Raw genomic sequence first — 18,085 nt, 5'->3', positions numbered from 1 at the left:
GCGGCACGGCAAGGCCGCGCCGCTGCAGAGGTGCGCTACTACACCGGCGCCTCACCGGCCTCGCCCTCGCCGGCGATAACGTCCTCACCCTCTTCCTCGGTCACGCGCTCGACCGACACCACCTTCTCGTCCTCGGCCGTGTCGAACACGATCACGCCCTGGCTGCCGCGCCCGACGGTGCGGATGCCGTTGACCGGGCAACGGATGAGTTGGCCGCCATCGGTGACGAGCATGATCTGATCGGCTTCTTCCACCGGGAAGGACGCGACGAGAGGCCCGTTGCGATCGTTGACCGCCATGGCAACGATGCCTTTGCCGCCGCGTCGCGTGGTGCGGTACTCGTAGGACGAGGTCCGCTTGCCGTAGCCATTCTCCGACAGAGTGAGGATGAACTGCTCCGCCGCGCCCATAGCGACATACCGCGCCTGGTCGATCTCGGCGGGGGCAATGGCGCCCTCCCCGGCCTCGGCATCAACGATCTCAGTCTCGACGATGTCGGCTTCCTCAATCCCCGCCTCGACGCCATTTTCAACGCCGATCTGGCTGCGGCGAATGGCATTGGCGAGCTTGATATAGGCAGCCCGCTCCTCGGCCGTGGCGTCGACATGGCGGATGATGGCCATCGAGATGAGCCGATCGCCCTCCTCCATCTGGATGCCGCGCACGCCCATGGAATCGCGACCCTTGAACACGCGGACCTCGGTGACCGGGAAACGGATGCACTGCCCCCTGGCGCTGGTCAGCAGCACATCGTCGGCCTCGGTGCAAAGCTGCACGCCGGCGATCGACTCGCCCTCTTCGAGCTTCATCGCAATCTTGCCGTTCCGGTTCACATTGGTGAAATCGGACAGTTCGTTGCGTCGCACCGTGCCGGAATTGGTGGCGAACATGATCTGTAGCCGGCTCCAGGCTTCCTCGTCCGGAAGTGCCATGATCGAGGTGATGCGCTCGCCCTCCGTCAACGGCAGGATGTTCACCAGCGCCTTGCCGCGCGATTGGGGGGCGGACATCGGCAGGCGCCAGACCTTGAGCTTGTAGACTTGGCCCTTGGAGGAGAAGAACAGCACTGGCGCGTGGGTGGAGGCGACGAAGATTCGGGTGACGAAATCTTCGTCCTTGGTCTGCATTGCCGAGCGGCCCTTGCCGCCGCGCCGCTGCGCCCGATAGGTGGAAAGCGGAACGCGCTTGACATAGCCGGCATGGGACACGGTGACCACCATGTCCTCGCGCGCGATCAGATCCTCATCTTCAAAGTCGCCTTCGGCTTCGATGATCTCGGTCTTGCGCGGCGTACCAAACTCCGCCTTCACCGCCAGCAATTCATCCTTGACGATGGTGCGGATGCGTTCGCGGCTGCCGAGAATGTCGAGATATTCCCGGATCTCAACCGCGATCTTGTCGAGCTCGTCCGCCACCTCATCGCGACCAAGCGCCGTGAGGCGCTGCAGGCGCAGATCGAGAATGGCACGCGCCTGCTCGGCGGAGAGGCGATAGGTGCCGTCTTCCGCCAGACGGTGGCGGGGGTCGTCGATCAGCGCGATGAGCGGCGCCACATCCATGGCCGGCCAGTGGCGGGTCATCAGCGCCTCACGCGCGGTCGCCGGGTCGGGCGAGGTGCGGATGGTGTGGATGATCTCGTCAATATTGGCGACAGCGATGGCTAGGCCCACCAGCACATGCGCGCGATCACGCGCCTTGCGCAGCAGGAATTTTGTACGCCGGCTAACGACATCTTCGCGGAAAGCGACAAAGGCGGTCAGCAGATCGAGCAGGTTCATCAAGGCGGGCTTGCCGCCATTGAGCGCCACCATATTGGCGCCGAACGAGGTCTGCAGCGATGTCATGCGGTAGAGATTGTTCAGCACGACGTCCGCCTGGGCATCGCGCTTGATCTCGAACACGACGCGCATGCCCTCGCGCGACGACTCGTCGCGCATCTCGGCGATGCCTTCCAGCCGCTTCTCGCGCACCAACTCGGCGATGCGCTCGATCATCGTTGCCTTGTTCACCTGATAGGGAATGGCGGTGACGATGATGGCGTCGCGGTCCTTGCGGATTTCCTCGATCGTGGCGCGCGAGCGCATGACGATGGAGCCGCGGCCGGTGAGATAGGCCTGGCGGATGCCGCTGCGCCCGAGAATGAGCGCGCCGGTGGGAAAATCAGGGCCGTGGATGTAGTCGAGCAGTTTCTCGATATCGAGCGAGGGGTCGTCGATCAGCGCCACGCAGGCATCCACCACCTCGCCGAGATTATGCGGCGGGATATTGGTGGCCATGCCGACGGCGATGCCGCCGGCGCCGTTGACCAGCAAATTGGGGTAGCGGGCCGGGAGAACCGTCGGCTCCTGCTCGCGGCCGTCATAATTGGCCTGGAAGTCGACCGTGTCCTTGTCGAGGTCGTCCAGCAGGGTCATCGCCGGCTTGGCGAGGCGCACCTCGGTATAGCGTTCGGCGGCCGGGGGATCGCCGTCGACGGAACCGAAATTGCCCTGACCGTCGATCAGCGGCAGGCGCATCGAGAAGTCCTGCGCCAGCCGCACCAGCGCGTCGTAGATCGCCTGGTTGCCGTGCGGATGGTACCGGCCCATCGTGTCGCCGGTGACGCGGGCGGATTTGTTGTAGGGCCGCTCGGGCGTGTAGTTGTTCTCGCGCATCGAGAACAGAATGCGGCGATGCACCGGCTTTAGGCCGTCGCGCACATCGGGAAGCGCGCGCGAAACAATGACGCTCATCGCGTAATCGAGATAGCTGCGCGAGAGCTCATCGGTGATGGAGACGGGCCGGATGTCCGAAGGACCGCCGCCCTCCGGATTCAAAGTATCGGAATCGGACAAGGAATCGTCTTTCCGTGGTTGCGGAACATGTTTGTCTGTTTAGCCGATTCCGCTCCGAAAGGCCAGCAAGTCGGATTTTTCATCGTCGCGAAAAATGCTTATATGTCAGAAACTTACAGTCGCATTTTCGCAGCGTTGCCGGAACGTGGCACAAGCGTGGCGGGGAGATGCGTTCACCAGCCGAGGCCGCCCCTTGGCAGCGCCTCGTGCAGGCGATCTTATAATGCGGTACCGCACCCCGACGGCGTGGGTGGGGGGTTGACCGGTGGCGGGTGGCCGGAACAGCAGAGGGCGCCATGCTGGACTATGTGTTCTCGGCGATCGTCACCATGCTGGTGGTGATCGATCCGATCGGCCTCGCGCCGCTGTTCCTGGCGGTGACGTCGGACCTGACAAGCGCCGAGCGGCGGCTGGTGGCGCTGCGGTCGGCTGCCATCGCCTTGGCCATATTGGTGGCCTTCGGGCTCGTTGGTGCGCCGCTGCTGGCGGCGCTGGGCATCACCCTGCCCGCCTTCCGCATCGCCGGCGGGCTGCTCCTGTTTGCGATCTCGTTCGAGATGGTGTTCGGTCGCCGCACTGAGCGCAAATTCGACCCCTCGGAAGTCGCGCAGCGCGACAAACTGCTGCGTACGCTCGCGGTGTTCCCGCTCGCCATCCCATTGATGGCGGGCCCCGGTGCCATCACCGCCATGCTGCTGCTGGCGGGCGAGGCGCGGGGCGATCTGAGGTTGTTGGCGTTGCTCTTTGTCATCACCGCGCTGGTGATTGGCAGTTGCCTCGCCGTTTTCCTCGCTGCCGAGCGCATGGACAAGGCGCTCGGCGTCACTGGCAATGTGATCTTGTCACGCCTGCTCGGCATCGTGCTGGCGGCACTGGCCGTGCAGTTCGTGATCGACGGAATACGGGCGTCGTTCCTGACCTGAGGCGGGCAGGAACTCTCCCCTAGCGCCTAGCCGTCAGAACGGGATCTCGTCGTCGAGGTCGCCGCCGCCCGACCCGCCGCCGAACTTGCCGCCACCGCCACCCGCGCCACCGCTGACGGGCGCAGGCTTGCGCTCGCCGCCGAAGGAGCGCCCGCCACTCGAACTGCCGCCCGCACCACCACCATAGCCGCCGCCCGAGCCGAAATCGCTGCCGCCGCCCGCGCTGTAGTCATCGCCGCCGCCCTCGGAACCGCCGCCGCCGCGGCTGTCGAGAATGGTGAGTTCGCCGCGGAACTGGCGCAGCACGACCTCGGTGAAATAGCGCTCCGGGCCGCCGGACTGGTCGCTGGCCCTGCGCGTTTCAAGCTGGCCCTCGATGTAGACCTTGGTTCCCTTGCGCAGATATTGCTCGGCCACGCGCAGCAGGTTCTCGTTGAAGATCACCACGCTGTGCCATTCGGTGCGCTCCTTGCGCTCGCCGGTGGCCTTGTCGCGCCAGGTTTCCGAGGTGGCGATGCGCAGATTGCACACCCGTCCGCCGTTCTGGAACGTACGCACTTCCGGATCGCGGCCGAGATTGCCGATCAGGATCACTTTATTGACGCTGCCCGCCATCTTGTCCTCCGAAACTGCCGGACGCCCGACATGCGCGCGCTCTTGAAAGGGAGCGCATCCTAAACCAAACGGCCGGGCACCGCGCCCCGCTTGCGTACCGAGCCGTCGCTTTGTCCACCATTTTGCGGCTGCCCGCGACACAGGTTCAGCGTATTAAAATGTTCTTGGTATGTTCCTAACATTAAGACTAAGCTGTCGCAAGTCGTCGAGTCGGACATTGCGAAGTGCCGGAGCCGGACTATGTTTACCCTGTGTTCTCAGAGGGAGCCTGTCCCATCATGACCCATATTCCCCGCCGCTCGCGCGCCCGCGCTATTGCCATCCGTGCTGAGGACGCCCGTCAGGCGTTGATCCGACGTGCCATTTTGGCCGTAGCCGGTGGGATGGTGCTGGCGGCCGGCCTCTCGGCTGTGCTCAACAGCGTGGGGGGCTGACCCCTCGCCGTGCGGTCCTCTTCTCGGGATGGCGCCGCCCTGGACGCGACTAGAGCATTTTCGAGCGAAGTGCGTTTCGGTTCGCGTGAAGAAAATGCGTAAAAGCAAAACCTGGAGCACTTCCGGTGAACCGGCTTTCACCGGACATGTTCAAGGTTGGCGTAGCTGCCCGTAGATGAACCGGCGAGAAGAGTTGGAATGAAGGACCGCGTGGATATCCCGCGCCGCGATGCTCGCACGATTGCGATCCGCGGCGCGCGTGAGCACAATCTCAAGAATGTCGACCTCGAAATCCCGCGCGACAGCCTGGTGGTCTTCACCGGCCTGTCCGGCTCGGGGAAATCTTCGCTGGCGTTCGACACCATCTATGCTGAGGGCCAGCGCCGCTATGTCGAGAGCCTCTCGGCCTATGCCCGCCAGTTCCTTGAAATGATGCAGAAGCCGGACGTCGACCAGATCGACGGTCTCTCCCCGGCCATCTCCATCGAGCAGAAGACCACCTCGAAGAATCCGCGCTCGACTGTCGGCACGGTGACCGAGATCTACGACTATATGCGCCTGCTCTGGGCGCGGGTGGGTGTGCCCTACTCGCCCGCTACCGGCCTGCCGATCGAGAGCCAGACGGTGAGCCAGATGGTCGATCGCGTGCTGGCCTTGCCCGACAAGACCCGCCTCTTTCTGCTTGCGCCCGTGGTGCGCGGACGCAAGGGCGAATACCGCAAGGAACTCGCCGAATTCCAGAAGAAGGGCTTCCAGCGGGTCAAGATCGACGGCGAGTTCCACGAGATCGCTGACGCCCCGGCGCTCGACAAGAAGTTCAAGCACGACCTTGACGTGGTTGTGGACCGGCTCGTGGTGCGACCGGACATCGCCAGCCGGTTAGCGGATTCGTTCGAGACCGCATTGGGCCTCGCTGACGGCATCGCGGTGATCGAGTTCGCCGACGAGAAGGAAGAGAGCGGCGAGGCGCGCCGCATCGTGTTCTCGGAAAAGTTCGCCTGTCCGGTCTCCGGCTTCACAATTGCCGAGATCGAGCCGCGGCTGTTTTCCTTCAACAACCCGTTCGGCGCCTGCCCCACCTGCGACGGGCTGGGCCATGAGAGCAAGATCGACCCCAACCTCATTGTGCCGGATGCGTCCCGCTCGCTGAAGCAGGGCGCCATCGCGCCATGGGCGAAGTCGACCTCGCCCTATTACGGCCAGACACTGGAGGCTATCGCCCGCCATTATGGTGTGAAGCTCACCACGCCCTGGGCGGACCTGCCGGAGAAGGTGCGGGACGTCATCCTGCACGGCTCCAAGGCCGAGACGATCCGCTTCGTCTATAATGACGGCATGCGCGCCTATGAGACGGTGAAGACTTTCGAGGGCATCGTCACCAATCTGGAGCGGCGCTGGCGCGAGACCGAAAGCGACTGGGCGCGCGAGGAAATCGGCAAGTATTTCTCCGCCGTGCCTTGCGCCGCCTGCCATGGCTACCGGCTGAAGCCCGAGGCGCTGGCGGTGAAGATCGCCGGGCGGCACATCGGTCAGGCGGCGGAGCTGTCCGTGCGCCTCGCGCTGGAATGGTTCGCCTCCCTGCCCGGCCAGCTCACCGACAAGCAAAACGAGATCGCCGCGCGCATCCTCAAGGAGATCCGCGAGCGCCTCGCCTTCCTGCTCGATGTCGGGCTGGACTATCTCACCCTCGCCCGCGCATCCGGGACTTTGTCCGGCGGCGAGAGCCAGCGCATCCGCCTCGCCTCGCAGATCGGTTCGGGGCTGACCGGCGTGCTCTATGTGCTGGACGAGCCTTCCATCGGCCTGCACCAGCGCGACAATGAGCGCCTGCTCGGCACGCTGCGGCGGCTGCGCGACCTTGGCAACACGGTGATCGTGGTCGAGCATGACGAGGATGCCATCCTTGCCGCCGACTATGTCGTCGATGTCGGCCCCGGCGCGGGCGTGCATGGCGGGCGCATCGTCGCTCAGGGCACGCCGCAGGAGATCCTCGCCAACCCACACTCGCTCACCGGCAAGTATCTCACCGGCGAAATGAGCGTGCCGGTGCCCAAGCGCCGCAAGCCGGACCGCAAGCGGCTGCTGCGCGTGGTCAATGCCCGCGCCAACAACCTGAAGAACGTAACGGCTGAAATACCTCTCGGCCTGTTCACCGCCGTGACCGGCGTGTCCGGCGGCGGCAAGTCGACCCTGCTGGTGGATACGCTCTACCGCGCGGTGGCCCGCCGGCTCAATGGTGCTTCCGAGCCGCCGCTGGCGCATGACGGGCTGGAGGGGCTGGAGCACCTCGACAAGGTGATCGATATCGACCAGTCGCCGATCGGTCGCACGCCGCGTTCGAATCCGGCGACCTATACCGGCGCCTTCACCCCTATCCGCGAATGGTTCTCCGGCCTGCCGGAGGCGAAGGCGCGGGGCTATGGGCCGGGGCGTTTCTCCTTCAACGTCAAGGGCGGGCGCTGCGAGGCGTGCCAGGGCGACGGCGTCATCAAGATCGAGATGCACTTCCTGCCGGATGTCTACGTCACCTGCGACGTCTGCAAGGGCAAGCGCTACAACCGCGAGACGCTGGAAGTCACCTTCAAGAACAAGTCCATTGCCGATGTGCTCGACATGACGGTCGATGAGGGGGCTGAGTTCTTCAAGGCGGTGCCGGCGGTGCGCGATAAGCTGGAGACCCTGGCCCGGGTCGGGCTCGGCTACATCCATGTCGGCCAGCAGGCCAACACCCTGTCCGGCGGCGAGGCGCAGCGCGTCAAGCTCTCCAAGGAACTGTCCAAGCGCGCCACCGGCCGCACGCTCTACATCCTCGACGAGCCCACCACCGGCCTGCATTTCCACGATGTGGCGAAGCTGCTGGAGGTGCTCCACGAACTGGTCGAGCAGGGCAACACGGTGGTGGTGATCGAGCACAATCTCGAAGTGATCAAGACCGCCGACTGGGTGATCGATCTCGGCCCCGAGGGCGGCGATGGTGGCGGCGAGGTGGTTGCGGCCGGTCCGCCGGAAGTGGTGGCCAAGAGCGAGCGCAGCCATACTGGACGGTTCTTGGCCGAAGTGCTGGCGCGCCGGCCGCTCAAGCCGCGCCGCGCGGCGGAATAGTCGGGTCGCGCTTCGCCTCTCGCGACAGGATCGCGGATGGTCCAGAGGACTGATCCAGGCTCCTGTCGCGACGATTGCGCCGCCGGAGGACGGCCATGCGTGAGCTTGACATGGCTACGGCTGGCGCAGCTGTGCCTGCAGCCGGGAGGCGTCAGGCGCCTTCCTTCAGCCGTACCAGATTCACCGTCACCGCAATCAGCACGATGGTCGCGCCGAACTGATGCGCCAGCGCGATGTCGATCGGCACCTGATAGACCAGCGTCAGGATGCCGAGCACCGCCTGCGCCGACACGAGAGCCACAATCAGCGTCGCCCGCCGACGCACCGAACCGCCCACCCGCCGCGCGCTGAGCCAATGCCCCACCGCCAGCGCGAACAACACATAGGCGAACAGGCGGTGATTGAACTGCACCGTGAGGACGTTCTCGAAGAAATTCCGCCAAACGGGCTGCTGCACCAGCAGATTTTCCATCGGCGGCACAAGGTGGCCATCCATCAGCGGCCAGGTCGTGTAGGTGAGCCCAGCGTCGAGGCCAGCGACCAGCCCGCCGAGAAAGATCTGCACCAGGACAGCGATGAGCAGAATTTGCGCGTAGCCGCGCAGCCAGTCGGGCGAGGAGCGCTTCTCCTGCGCGGGTTTCAGCGAAACGGCAACCGCTACCGTTGCGGCCAAGATGACGCAGGCCAGCGTGAGATGGGTGGCCAGCCGGTACTGGCTGACATCCACCCGATGCACCAGACCGGACGCGACCATCCACCAGCCGACGGCGCCCTGAAGGCCGCCGAGAACGAAAAGGCCGGCGAGCTTCCAACCAAGCGGCCGATCGATCAGCCCACGCCAGAGAAAGAACAGGAAGGGCAGCAGGAAGGCGAAGCCGATGACGCGGCCCAGCAGCCGGTGGCCCCATTCCCACCAGAAGATGTATTTGAACTCACTGAGGCTCATGCCCCGGTTGATCTGCTGGTACTGCGGAATCTGGCGGTACTTGTCGAACTCCGCCTGCCAGGCGGCGTCGCTCAGCGGCGGCAGCGTGCCCGTCACCGGCTTCCATTCGGTGATCGACAGGCCGGATTCGGTCAGCCGAGTGGCGCCGCCGACAATCACCATCAGCACCACGAGCGCCGCGACGGCGTAGAGCCAGAGGCGCACAGGCCGAAGCCGGTCGTTTTTCGCCCGCTCGCCGGCGCGCGCACTATCGCTGTCGGCGCGGCTGGTGGTGACGGCGTGATCCTGGACCATAAGTGGGCGCTCCCTGTCGTGGTGGCCGCCTGCCCCGCCGGCCACCTGCGCCGGGCAGCTTCCACCCGGGCGCGGCGAGCGATATAGAGGCCCAAGCACAGGCGCAACGAGACTCATTGTCTCGCGCCCGTCCGTCCAGCCCGGAGCCGCCCATGTCAGCCCCCCGTCCCGGCCTTTCGGCCCGCTCGCGCAAATTCGTCGGCACGGTTCTGATGGTGATGCTGGTGCTCGGCTGGGCGTTGGCGGCGATGGCGCTGGCGCAGGGCCGGGTGACCACCCTGCCCGCCTTCTGGCAGTTCCTGGCCTATGTCGTCCTTGGTGCGGGCTGGATAGTCCCGGCGGCAGTGCTCATTCGCTGGATGCAGCGGCACGACCGCCGGCCCGACACTCTCTAGAGCCGGTTGCGTGCCGCAAAGTGTTCTCGCTCAATGCGTTGAGGAGATGAAGGCGCGTCGGCGGCATCGCTATGCGTGCCCTTCCGACTCCGCTGGATAGCGTGTCGCGCGCGCTCAGGCCGCGCGGGAGAATGCCTTTTCAGCCGTTTCCGGCGTGAAGGTGATCATGGCGATCTCACCAAAGCCGAGCGAGGCAAGAGCGTCGAAGGCGTGAACCGCGTCGGTTGCCAGGCCGCCGGGCTGGGTGACGAGGATGGTCGTCGGGCTCAACCCCGCGAGGCGTTCGGCACCGACCATGCCCCCCAGCGGTGGCGCGGCCACGATAACGTGATCATAGGTCTGTTTCAGGGCGGTGAGGATCAGCGGCAATCGGTCGGCGGCAACAAGCCCGTCCGCCTCGCGCGCGCCGCGCCCAGGCGGAATGACGTGGCAGCGGGAAGCACTCTCGCGATGGATGGCGTCGGAAAAACCGCAGACGCCGGTCAAGAGATCGGTAAGGCCCGGCGCGCGGGGATCCGCGGTGAGCCCGTCGAGCGCCGGGGAGGCAACATCGAGGCAGACGACCACGACGCGCCGGTCGGCCGCTCCCGCCAGCGCGCGCCCGAGTGCGAGCGCGCAACGGGCGATCGATTCGTCGGCACGGCCGCCGGTGACGGTGACGAGACGGGCCGCGCCACCGCGCAGTTCGATCAGTCGCGCAAGGTCAGCCTGCTCGCGCTCGCGAGAGAGCAGGCGCAGCGAACTCGCCATTTCGGCATCGTCCTTGGGTTCACCGGTCGCCGCGCCGATCCAGGGCAGATGCTGGAGCGGGTGCGGTGTCGTTTCCGGCATCGGCACGGCGCCGAATTCATGTCCCGCGGCACCCGGTCGCCTGCGGGCCCAGCTCTGGAAGCCGAACACCAGCAGGAAGGTGCCGATTCCGGCGACAAGGCTGGTGACGAGCGGTGTGGGCCAGCGTGCGTTGCCGGCCGGAACGGCGGTCGCGATGATTCGTGCCGGGGTAGCGGTCGACCCGTCCGCCTCCGCCGCGTGGAGGCCGCGCGCCTGGCGCAATTCAACATAGGTCGTGGCGAAGGCGTTGGCGACATCGGCGGAGAGGCGCGGGTCGGGCGAGACGAAGTCGATCGCCACCTGTCCCCCACCCACCTGCCGCACATCAAGTCCCCGCTCAACCGTGCGCAGCGCCAGTGTCTCGCGCGATACCGGAGCGGGGGCAGGCAACAGGGCGAATCCGGCGAGGTGCAACGCTGCGCCGGAAAGTGCCCCGCCGCCTGCACCGGCCGGCGCTGCCAAACGGGCACTCAAGCGGCGGGTTTCGATGACCTGGCGAGCAAAATCGCGGGACGAGAGAACCTTGACGCCGTCACGCCCGGCGGCAGCATCGCGCCCGTCGATCCACAGCCGAGCCCGCGATTCGAAACGAGGCACGCTGATCTCGCTGGCAGCCGCCGCGATGGCGAGGCCGGCAAGTGCCGGCATAAGCACGCTACGCAGGAAGCGAGTCGCACGCGCGGGCTGATTCCCCCCGCCTGGCGCCACTGCCTGATCGGCAGTGCGGCCAGCCATCTGCGCAGAACTTTCGCACGGGTCCATCATGGAGCCTATTAGGCACCGTCATGGTTTCTACCGTGTTAAAGAGATCCGCGTTTCGCGGAGAGAACCGCCGGCCATCATGGGGGGCCGGCGAAAATGGTCGGAGCGAGAGGATTTGAACCTCCGACCCCTAGTCCCCCAGACTAGTGCGCTAACCGGGCTGCGCTACGCTCCGACGCCGTGAGGCGCCGTCTGTCTAGCCATTTGCCGGCCCGGATGCAAGCCGGCCCTTGCCCTGTGGACGAAGGATACGGTCGGCGCACAGCGAACGGTCTATGATGGGCCCCCCGCCCACTGGATGTGTCCCGATGAACCACCCCGCGCACGGGCCCGCCCTGCCCGCCAATGTCGAACCCGCCGCGCCGCTCGATCTTCCCGCCAGCCCGCAGATGCTGGCGCGCCTGGAGACACGCCGCTCCCCGCCGCTGCGTGGACTGGTGGAACCTGGACCGAGTGAGGAGGAGTTGCGGCGGATGCTTCGCCTGGCCATGCGCGTGCCGGACCATGGAAGGCTCAGTCCCTGGCGCTTCATCGTGCTGGCCGGTGACGCAAGGCGAACGCTCGGCGAGCAACTGGATGCGGTCTATGCGCGACAGAACCCGGGCTTGCCGCGCGCCAAAGCCGATATGTGGACGCTATATCTTCTGCGCGCGCCCATCACAGTCGTGCTGGTCAGTCGTCCGGACCTGACGGCCAAGGTGCCGGAATGGAATCAGGTGCTCTCGGCTGGCGCGGCGGGCATGGCGCTCACGGTTGCCGCCTCCGCGATGGGCTTTGCCACCCAGTGGCTGCTGAAATGGCCTGGCCGCGATCCCGAGGCGACGGCACTACTCGGCGTCGCGGCGGGTGAGCGGGTCGCCGGCTTCGTTCATATCGGTCGGCCGTCGGTCGTGAACGAGGACCGGCCGCGGCCGGTCCTCGACGAGGTCGTGCGTTTCTGGTCGCCCGATCAGTCGATATCGAACGACACACCCTGAGCCAGCGGCAGCGCGCGCGAGTAGTTGATGGTGTTGGTCGCCCGCCGCATATAGGCCTTCCACGCATCCGAACCGGATTCGCGCCCGCCGCCGGTTTCCTTCTCGCCGCCGAACGCTCCGCCGATCTCGGCGCCCGACGGGCCGATATTGACGTTGGCGATGCCGCAATCCGAACCCTCCGCCGACAGGAAGGTCTCCGCTTCGCGCAGATCATTGGTGAAGATTGAAGAGGACAGGCCCTGCGGCACGCCATTGTGCAGCTTGATCGCCTCCGGCAGGCCGGTGCAGCGCAGCACATAGAGGATTGGCGCGAAGGTCTCGTGCTTCACGATGTCGATCTGGGCATCGAGCTCGACCAGTGCCGGGCGGACATAGTAGGCGTCCGAATGCCCGCTGACGTCGACACGTTCGCCGCCATGCACGCGCCCCCCAGCCGCGCGGGCGGCGTCAAGCGCGTGCTGCATCGCCTCGAAAGCCGCTTTGTCGATGAGCGGGCCGATCAGCGTGCCGGCCTCGCGCGGGTCGCCGATGCTGACGGTGCCATAGGCCTTGGCGAGCTGCGGCACCAGCGTGTCGTAGACGCTTTCATGCACGATGAGCCGGCGCAGCGTGGTGCAGCGCTGGCCGGCCGTGCCCATGGCGGCGAAGGCGATACCGCGCAGCGCGAGGTCGAGATCGGCGGAAGGGCAGACGATGGCGGCATTGTTGCCGCCGAGTTCCAGGATCGAGCGTCCGAAACGGCGCGCTACGCGCTCGCTGACGATCCTGCCCATGCGGGTGGAGCCCGTTGCCGAGACGACGGGAATGCGGGCGTCGTCGGTAAGCGCGGCTCCGACATCGGCGCCGCCGATCAGCAATTGGGAGAGGCCTTCTGGCGCGGTGCCGAAGGCATGGGCGGCGCGCTCGAACAGGGCCTGCACGGCCAGAGCGGTGAGTGGCGTCTTCTCCGACGGCTTCCACAGCACGCTGTTGCCGCACACCAGCGCCAGCGCGGCATTCCACGACCACACGGCGACCGGGAAGTTGAAGGCGGTGATGATGGCGACCGGGCCTACCGGGTGCCATGTTTCCATCATGCGATGGCCGGGGCGCTCCGAGGCGATGGTGAGGCCATAGAGCTGGCGCGACAGGCCGACGGCGAAGTCGCAGATGTCGATCATCTCCTGGACCTCGCCCAGGCCTTCGGAAACGATCTTGCCCGCCTCCAGCGTCACCAGCCGGCCGAGCTCGGCCTTGTGCGCCCGCAACTCCTCGCCTAGCAGGCGTACCAGCTCGCCGCGCCGGGGGGCAGGCACCGCGCGCCAGGCCTCGTAGGCCGCGACCGAGCGCTCGACCGCCTTGGACACGTCAGACGTATCCGCCTCGGGAAGCTCGGCGATCACCTTGCCGTCGATCGGCGAGCGAACGGACCGTGTGCCGTTGCGCCAGCTGGATTCCGGCACGCCGAGGCTTTGCAGGAGGGTGAGGACCTCGTCCTCGACCGGCTTGAGCGCCCGGGTTTCGTTCGTCGCCATTCTCAATGCTCCTCGACAAATGGCCGCAGATCGTCGCGCTCAATAGCACCGGGACCGCCGCCGAATCCATCGGGGCTTTCGGCGAAGGACACGGTCGATACACGGTCTCAGATGAGCACGACGCCTGCCGCACAAGTCGGGAATGGCATCTGAATTCAACGCATTAGAGCGGAGGATATCGCACGCCCGCTGGCCTGCACCGATCGATTTTCATCTGGGATAAGTTGAAGTCGAGAGTGACTATGCTGTCGATGTTTATTATGATGCAAACGACGACATGCTTCGGCGCCACCAGGTATAGCCACAATGTCGTGATGCCCCTGCCACATTTCCTTCTCATGCATCGCGCTTCGCGCAACAGGAGAAGGACTGAGGTATTGACGGCTTGGGGAATGGGACGGGTTGCCGGAGCGGCATTCGCGACGGGGATCATCTTTATCGCCGGCGGCAATGCTGCCCTTGCAAGTTCAAAGAAGACCAACACGCCCGCGGCGTCCGGCATGGCGTCCTATTACGGCTATGGCGGGCGTACCGCCAATGGGGAGAGGCACAGTGCGCAGGCCATGACGGCGGCGCATCGCAGCCTGCCCTTCAACACTCGGGTTCGCGTCACCAACAAGGCCAATGGCCGTTCGGTCGTGGTGCGGATCAATGACCGTGGGCCCTTTGTGAAGGGTCGCATCATCGACGTTTCGACAGCGGTCGCCGATGAGCTCGGCTTTCGCAAGCGTGGCGTGGCCAGGGTCGATATCGCGGTCGTCGACTGAGGTTACAACCAATCGCCGGCCGGGGCGTGCGTTCAGTCGCCCCGGTCCCGCGCGGCGTCAAGAAGCCGCTGACAATCTTGCAATTCATAGAGCGCCGCCTGAAGCCGCAGCACGTCCTCGCGGCTCAGTCTCGTCGGGGCGGGGGTCTCGTTCGTTTGTACCTCGCCCGCGCGCGGCGCTATTTCCGACGTAAAGACAGGCCGGGTTGTCGACGTCGCCTGATAGGCCGACTCCGGCGGCAGAGCCGCGCGTGCCCGCTCCGGCACGAAGCTCACTTCATCATCGGGCAGGTGCGACGCGGGCCCGGGTCCCACCGGGCGAAACGGAAACGACGCCCGAGGTTCTGCTGGGCGCGGTTCAGGCGGGCGCGACTCCGTCGCCCGTAACTCAGCGGCAGACAGGTCAGGCGCGTGCACCTGCGGCCGGCGAGGCTCGGTGAGGGGCGGTTCGCCAATGGCAGGCCGGGGCGTTGAAGCACGAAGGTCCGGCACTCCCCCGTGTACCGGCGGCAAAGGCTCGAAGCGCGGCAGCGAATCCGTTGCCAGCGGCGGAGGCTCGCTGCGCGACGGCGGCTCGATTCGTGAGGGCCGCACCGGCGGTTCAAGATCGGCGAGCAGCGGCAAGTCGAAATGATCCGGTTCACTGTCCGGCCGCCGGCGGGCACGCCGCGCCGGGTTCTCCTCGGCAGGCTCGCGTTGGCGGCCGGGAAGCAGGTTGAGAATGCCACCCAGAGGGCCGCCAGCCGGGCCGCCGGTGGGGAAAACGCCGCGCGGGGGCGCATCCTCGGGCGGTGCCGCATAGGCGGCGCCAGCCGGCGGCAGCGGCTCCGGCGCATCGGTGCTGCGACCTTCACGCTGGCCCAGCTCGGTGATGGCCTGCTCGTCCGCTTCGATATCGCGCCAGATGGCCTGCACGTAGCGCGGACCTTCTTCCTTCAGGATGCGTTGGACCCCGCGGATCGTATAGCCTTCCCCATAGAGCAGGTGGCGGATGCCGCGCAGCAGCTCCACATCGTCCGGACGATAATAGCGCCGGCCACCGCCGCGCTTGAGCGGGCGGATCTGCGGAAAGCGGGTCTCCCAGAAGCGCAGGACATGCTGGGGGAGGTCGAGGTCCTCGGCGACCTCGCTGATCGTACGGAAGGCGTCAGGCCCCTTCTCTCCCCCCGGCGGTTCCTGTCGCGCGCTCACGACTCGGGCGAGGCCCCGTTGATCTGCTGCTTGAGGATGTTGGAGGGCTTGAACACCATGACCCGACGCGGGGCGATGGGCACCTCTTCGCCCGTCTTGGGGTTGCGGCCGACGCGCTCGCCCTTCTGCCTCACAACGAAGGAGCCGAAGGACGAGAGCTTCACCGTCTCTCCACGCGCCACGCAGTCAGCGATCTCGGAGAGAACCGTCTCGACCAGGGCGGCTGATTCCGTGCGTGAGAGCCCGACCCGCTGATAAACTGCCTCACACAGATCGGCGCGCGTGATGGTGCGACCTGCCATTGCCGTGTTCCCTATCCCGTCGGTACCGTTGTTTATAAACGCCAAACTAGGCGCCGTGGCCGTCACCGGTCAACGGCACTTCGCGCATGGGGCGCGGATTACCAGCGTATGAGCGCCGAAGCCCAGGTAAAGCCGCCGCCCATGGCCTCCAGTAGCACCAGATCGCCGCGCTTTATGCGTCCATCTGCGTGCGCCGCGGCAAGAGCGAGCGGTATTGAGGCGGCTGAAGTGTTGCCGTGCTTGTCGACGGTGATGACTACTTTCTCGGGCGCGATCCCAAGCTTGACGGCGCTGGCGTCGATGATGCGCCGGTTGGCCTGGTGCGGCACGAACCAATCGATCGTGTCGGCCGACTCTCCCGTCGCCTCGAAGGCATCGACGATCACATCGGTGATCATGCCGACGGCGTGGCGGAAAACCTCGCGGCCTTCCATGCGCAGAAAGCCGACGCTGCGGGTCGAGGAGACGCCGCCATCGACATAGAGCTTGTTCTTATGCCGCCCGTCGGAACGCAGATGCGAGGTCAGGACGCCCCGCCCCTCCTCCTCGTCGCGCACCGCTTCCAGCACCAGCGCGCCGGCGCCGTCGCCGAACAAGACGCAGGTTGTGCGGTCCGACCAGTCGAGGATGCGCGAGAAGGTTTCAGCGCCAATCACTAGGCAGCGGCGATAGGCGCCCGATTTGAGGAAGTTATCCGCCGTCGCCAGGGCAAAGACGAAGCCCGAGCAGACCGCTTGAAGATCGAAGGCGGCGCCATGGGTGATGCCGAGGCCGGCCTGCACGCTCACGGCGGTCGCTGGAAACGTGTTGTCCGGTGTCGAAGTGGCGAGGACGATCAGGTCGATATCGTCGGGCACCAGCCCGGCATCCGCCAAAGCCGCCCGCGCGGCGTGGATGGCGAGATCAGACGTCACCTCGCCCTCCGCCGCAATGTGCCGCGTGCGGATGCCGGTACGCTGGACGATCCATTCGTCGGAAGTGTCGACCATCTGTGCGAGGTCGGCATTGGTCAGACAGCGGGCCGGCAGATAGGAGCCGACGCCACGCACCACGGAACGGATTGCACTCACGATGGAACCTGTAGCTCGTCAGAGACGGAGGCATCCGCGACGCCAGCACGGCCGACCTGCGGACGGTCATTCATCCCTGCTTCAATGCGGGAGAGAAGCTGGTAGCGAACCATGTCGTAACCGATATCAACCGCCGAAGCGAAGCCTTCGGCATCGGTTCCACCATGGCTCTTGATAACGACGCCGTTGAGGCCGAGGAACACGCCGCCATTCGATTTGCGCGGATCGAGCTTGTCGCGCAGCGCACGGAAGGCGCCACGCGCGAGCAGATAGCCGATCTTCGCGATGAAGCTGCGGCTGATCGCTCCCCGCAGGAATTCCGATACCTGCTTGGCGGTGCCTTCTGCGGCCTTGAGCGCGATATTGCCGGAGAATCCTTCGGTGACGACCACGTCGACAATGCCCTGACCGATGTCATCGCCCTCGACAAAGCCGTGATAGGTCAGACCCGGATGCGTCGCCACGCGCAGGGCCGCGGCGGCGTCCTTGACCTCTTCGACGCCCTTGATCTCCTCGACGCCGATATTGAGCAAGCCGACCGTCGGCTGTTCGATATCGAAGACGATTCGGGCCATCGCCGCGCCCATGACCGCCATGTCGACCAGATGCTGGGCCGTTGCGCCGATGGACGCGCCGACATCGAGCACCACGCTCTCGCCGCGCATCGTCGGCCACAGGCAGGCAATGGCGGGACGGCTGATGCCGGACATCATCTTGAGGTTGACTTTAGCCATCGCCATCAACGCGCCGGTATTGCCGGCGGAAACGGCGCAGTCGGCCTCTTTCATCCGCACCGCGTCGATGGCGCGCCACATGGAGGAGACGCGTCGGCCCTGCCGCAAAGCCTGGCTTGGCTTGTCGTCCATCCGCACGACGACGTCGGTATGTACCACCGTGCTGGCCGCCGCCAAACGTGGGCGATCCTTCAGCAGCTGATGGATATGGGAGGAGTCGCCATAAAGCAGGAAGGCGATGTCCGGATGGCGGGTAAGCGCGATCTCGGCGCCGGGCACGACCACATCAGGCCCATGGTCGCCGCCCATGACGTCGAGCGCTATTCGAACGGGCGAGGACATCTAGCGGCGGGGTCTCATTGGTCGGGGGGACGGCGATGCGACATCGGCGCCGC

At 65.9% G+C, this 18,085-nt stretch carries 14 protein-coding genes, 1 tRNA gene and 1 pseudogene; 6 read left to right on the top strand and 10 right to left on the bottom strand.

Going from position 1 to position 18,085, the window contains the following annotated elements; genetic code table 11:
- Positions 1-38: 38 nt before the first annotated feature.
- Positions 39-2,834, bottom strand: a complete 2,796-nt coding sequence (gene gyrA, locus A3M1_RS0121230; RefSeq protein ID WP_026221437.1) for a DNA gyrase subunit A — start codon at positions 2,832-2,834, stop codon at positions 39-41.
- Between the two features lie 296 nt (positions 2,835-3,130).
- On the opposite strand from gyrA, the gene A3M1_RS0121225 reads away from it, so the two are divergent.
- Positions 3,131-3,757: a MarC family protein gene (locus A3M1_RS0121225; RefSeq protein WP_018391004.1), complete on the top strand. Its 627-nt coding sequence runs from the start codon at positions 3,131-3,133 to the stop codon at positions 3,755-3,757.
- A gap of 33 nt (positions 3,758-3,790) precedes the next feature.
- Here the strand turns inward: A3M1_RS0121225 and ssb are convergent, their stop codons facing one another.
- The gene (ssb, locus tag A3M1_RS0121220; protein WP_018391003.1) at positions 3,791-4,372 is read right to left on the bottom strand and encodes a single-stranded DNA-binding protein; all 582 of its coding nucleotides are present in this window, start codon (positions 4,370-4,372) and stop codon (positions 3,791-3,793) included.
- A gap of 278 nt (positions 4,373-4,650) precedes the next feature.
- On the opposite strand from ssb, the gene A3M1_RS26790 reads away from it, so the two are divergent.
- Together A3M1_RS26790 and uvrA are read left to right on the top strand one after the other, a co-directional pair.
- A complete protein-coding gene (locus tag A3M1_RS26790) occupies positions 4,651-4,806 on the top strand; it encodes a hypothetical protein (RefSeq protein ID WP_018391002.1) in 156 nt (51 codons plus the stop codon).
- A 198-nt stretch (positions 4,807-5,004) separates the two neighbouring features.
- Entirely contained in the window at positions 5,005-7,908 is a 2,904-nt protein-coding gene (gene uvrA, locus A3M1_RS0121210) for an excinuclease ABC subunit UvrA (RefSeq protein WP_018391001.1), read from the top strand.
- A 151-nt stretch (positions 7,909-8,059) separates the two neighbouring features.
- On the opposite strand, the gene A3M1_RS0121205 is transcribed toward uvrA, so the two are convergent.
- Entirely contained in the window at positions 8,060-9,148 is a 1,089-nt protein-coding gene (locus A3M1_RS0121205) for a COX15/CtaA family protein (RefSeq protein WP_018391000.1), read from the bottom strand.
- A 152-nt stretch (positions 9,149-9,300) separates the two neighbouring features.
- On the opposite strand from A3M1_RS0121205, the gene A3M1_RS0121200 reads away from it, so the two are divergent.
- Positions 9,301-9,543, top strand: coding sequence for a DUF2842 domain-containing protein (locus A3M1_RS0121200; protein WP_018390999.1), 243 nt, complete (start codon positions 9,301-9,303; stop codon positions 9,541-9,543).
- Positions 9,544-9,657: 114 nt separating this feature from the next.
- On the opposite strand, the gene A3M1_RS0121195 is transcribed toward A3M1_RS0121200, so the two are convergent.
- Both A3M1_RS0121195 and A3M1_RS0121190 read right to left on the bottom strand, forming a co-directional pair.
- A complete protein-coding gene (locus A3M1_RS0121195; RefSeq protein WP_018390998.1) occupies positions 9,658-11,022 on the bottom strand; it encodes a tyrosine-protein kinase family protein in 1,365 nt (454 codons plus the stop codon).
- A 211-nt stretch (positions 11,023-11,233) separates the two neighbouring features.
- A tRNA-Pro gene (locus A3M1_RS0121190) sits at positions 11,234-11,311 on the bottom strand.
- Positions 11,312-11,444: 133 nt separating this feature from the next.
- Between A3M1_RS0121190 and A3M1_RS0121185 the strand changes: the two genes are divergently transcribed.
- Complete coding sequence (locus A3M1_RS0121185; protein ID WP_018390997.1) at positions 11,445-12,113, top strand: nitroreductase; 669 nt, start codon at positions 11,445-11,447, stop codon at positions 12,111-12,113.
- On the opposite strand, the gene A3M1_RS0121180 is transcribed toward A3M1_RS0121185, so the two are convergent.
- Positions 12,086-13,627, bottom strand: a complete 1,542-nt coding sequence (locus tag A3M1_RS0121180; RefSeq protein WP_018390996.1) for an aldehyde dehydrogenase family protein — start codon at positions 13,625-13,627, stop codon at positions 12,086-12,088. The genes A3M1_RS0121185 and A3M1_RS0121180 overlap by 28 nt on opposite strands.
- Positions 13,628-14,019: 392 nt before the next feature.
- Here A3M1_RS0121180 and A3M1_RS0121170 point away from each other — a divergent pair, with 392 nt between their 5' ends.
- Positions 14,020-14,394, top strand: a complete 375-nt coding sequence (locus A3M1_RS0121170) for a septal ring lytic transglycosylase RlpA family protein (protein ID WP_018390994.1) — start codon at positions 14,020-14,022, stop codon at positions 14,392-14,394.
- An 895-nt stretch (positions 14,395-15,289) separates the two neighbouring features.
- On the opposite strand, the pseudogene A3M1_RS26970 reads toward A3M1_RS0121170, so the two are convergent.
- From A3M1_RS26970 to plsX, 4 genes and pseudogenes are all read right to left on the bottom strand, one after another.
- Positions 15,290-15,584: pseudogene (locus A3M1_RS26970) on the bottom strand (MerR family transcriptional regulator); the annotation flags it as partial.
- On the bottom strand, positions 15,581-15,886 hold the full coding sequence (locus A3M1_RS0121160) for an integration host factor subunit alpha (RefSeq protein WP_018390992.1): 306 nt from the start codon (positions 15,884-15,886) through the stop codon (positions 15,581-15,583). The gene A3M1_RS0121160 and the pseudogene A3M1_RS26970, both read right to left, overlap by 4 nt.
- A 98-nt stretch (positions 15,887-15,984) precedes the next feature.
- Positions 15,985-16,956: a beta-ketoacyl-ACP synthase III gene (locus A3M1_RS0121155; protein WP_026221436.1), complete on the bottom strand. Its 972-nt coding sequence runs from the start codon at positions 16,954-16,956 to the stop codon at positions 15,985-15,987.
- Entirely contained in the window at positions 16,953-18,032 is a 1,080-nt protein-coding gene (gene plsX / locus A3M1_RS0121150) for a phosphate acyltransferase PlsX (protein ID WP_026221435.1), read from the bottom strand. Before plsX ends, A3M1_RS0121155 begins: the two co-directional genes overlap by 4 nt.
- Positions 18,033-18,085 lie beyond the last annotated feature (53 nt).

It is taken from the genome of Ancylobacter sp. FA202 (assembly GCF_000380205.1).
Taxonomy (GTDB): Bacteria; Pseudomonadota; Alphaproteobacteria; order Rhizobiales; family Xanthobacteraceae; genus Ancylobacter.
This window is presented reverse-complemented; position numbering and strand designations above follow the sequence as displayed.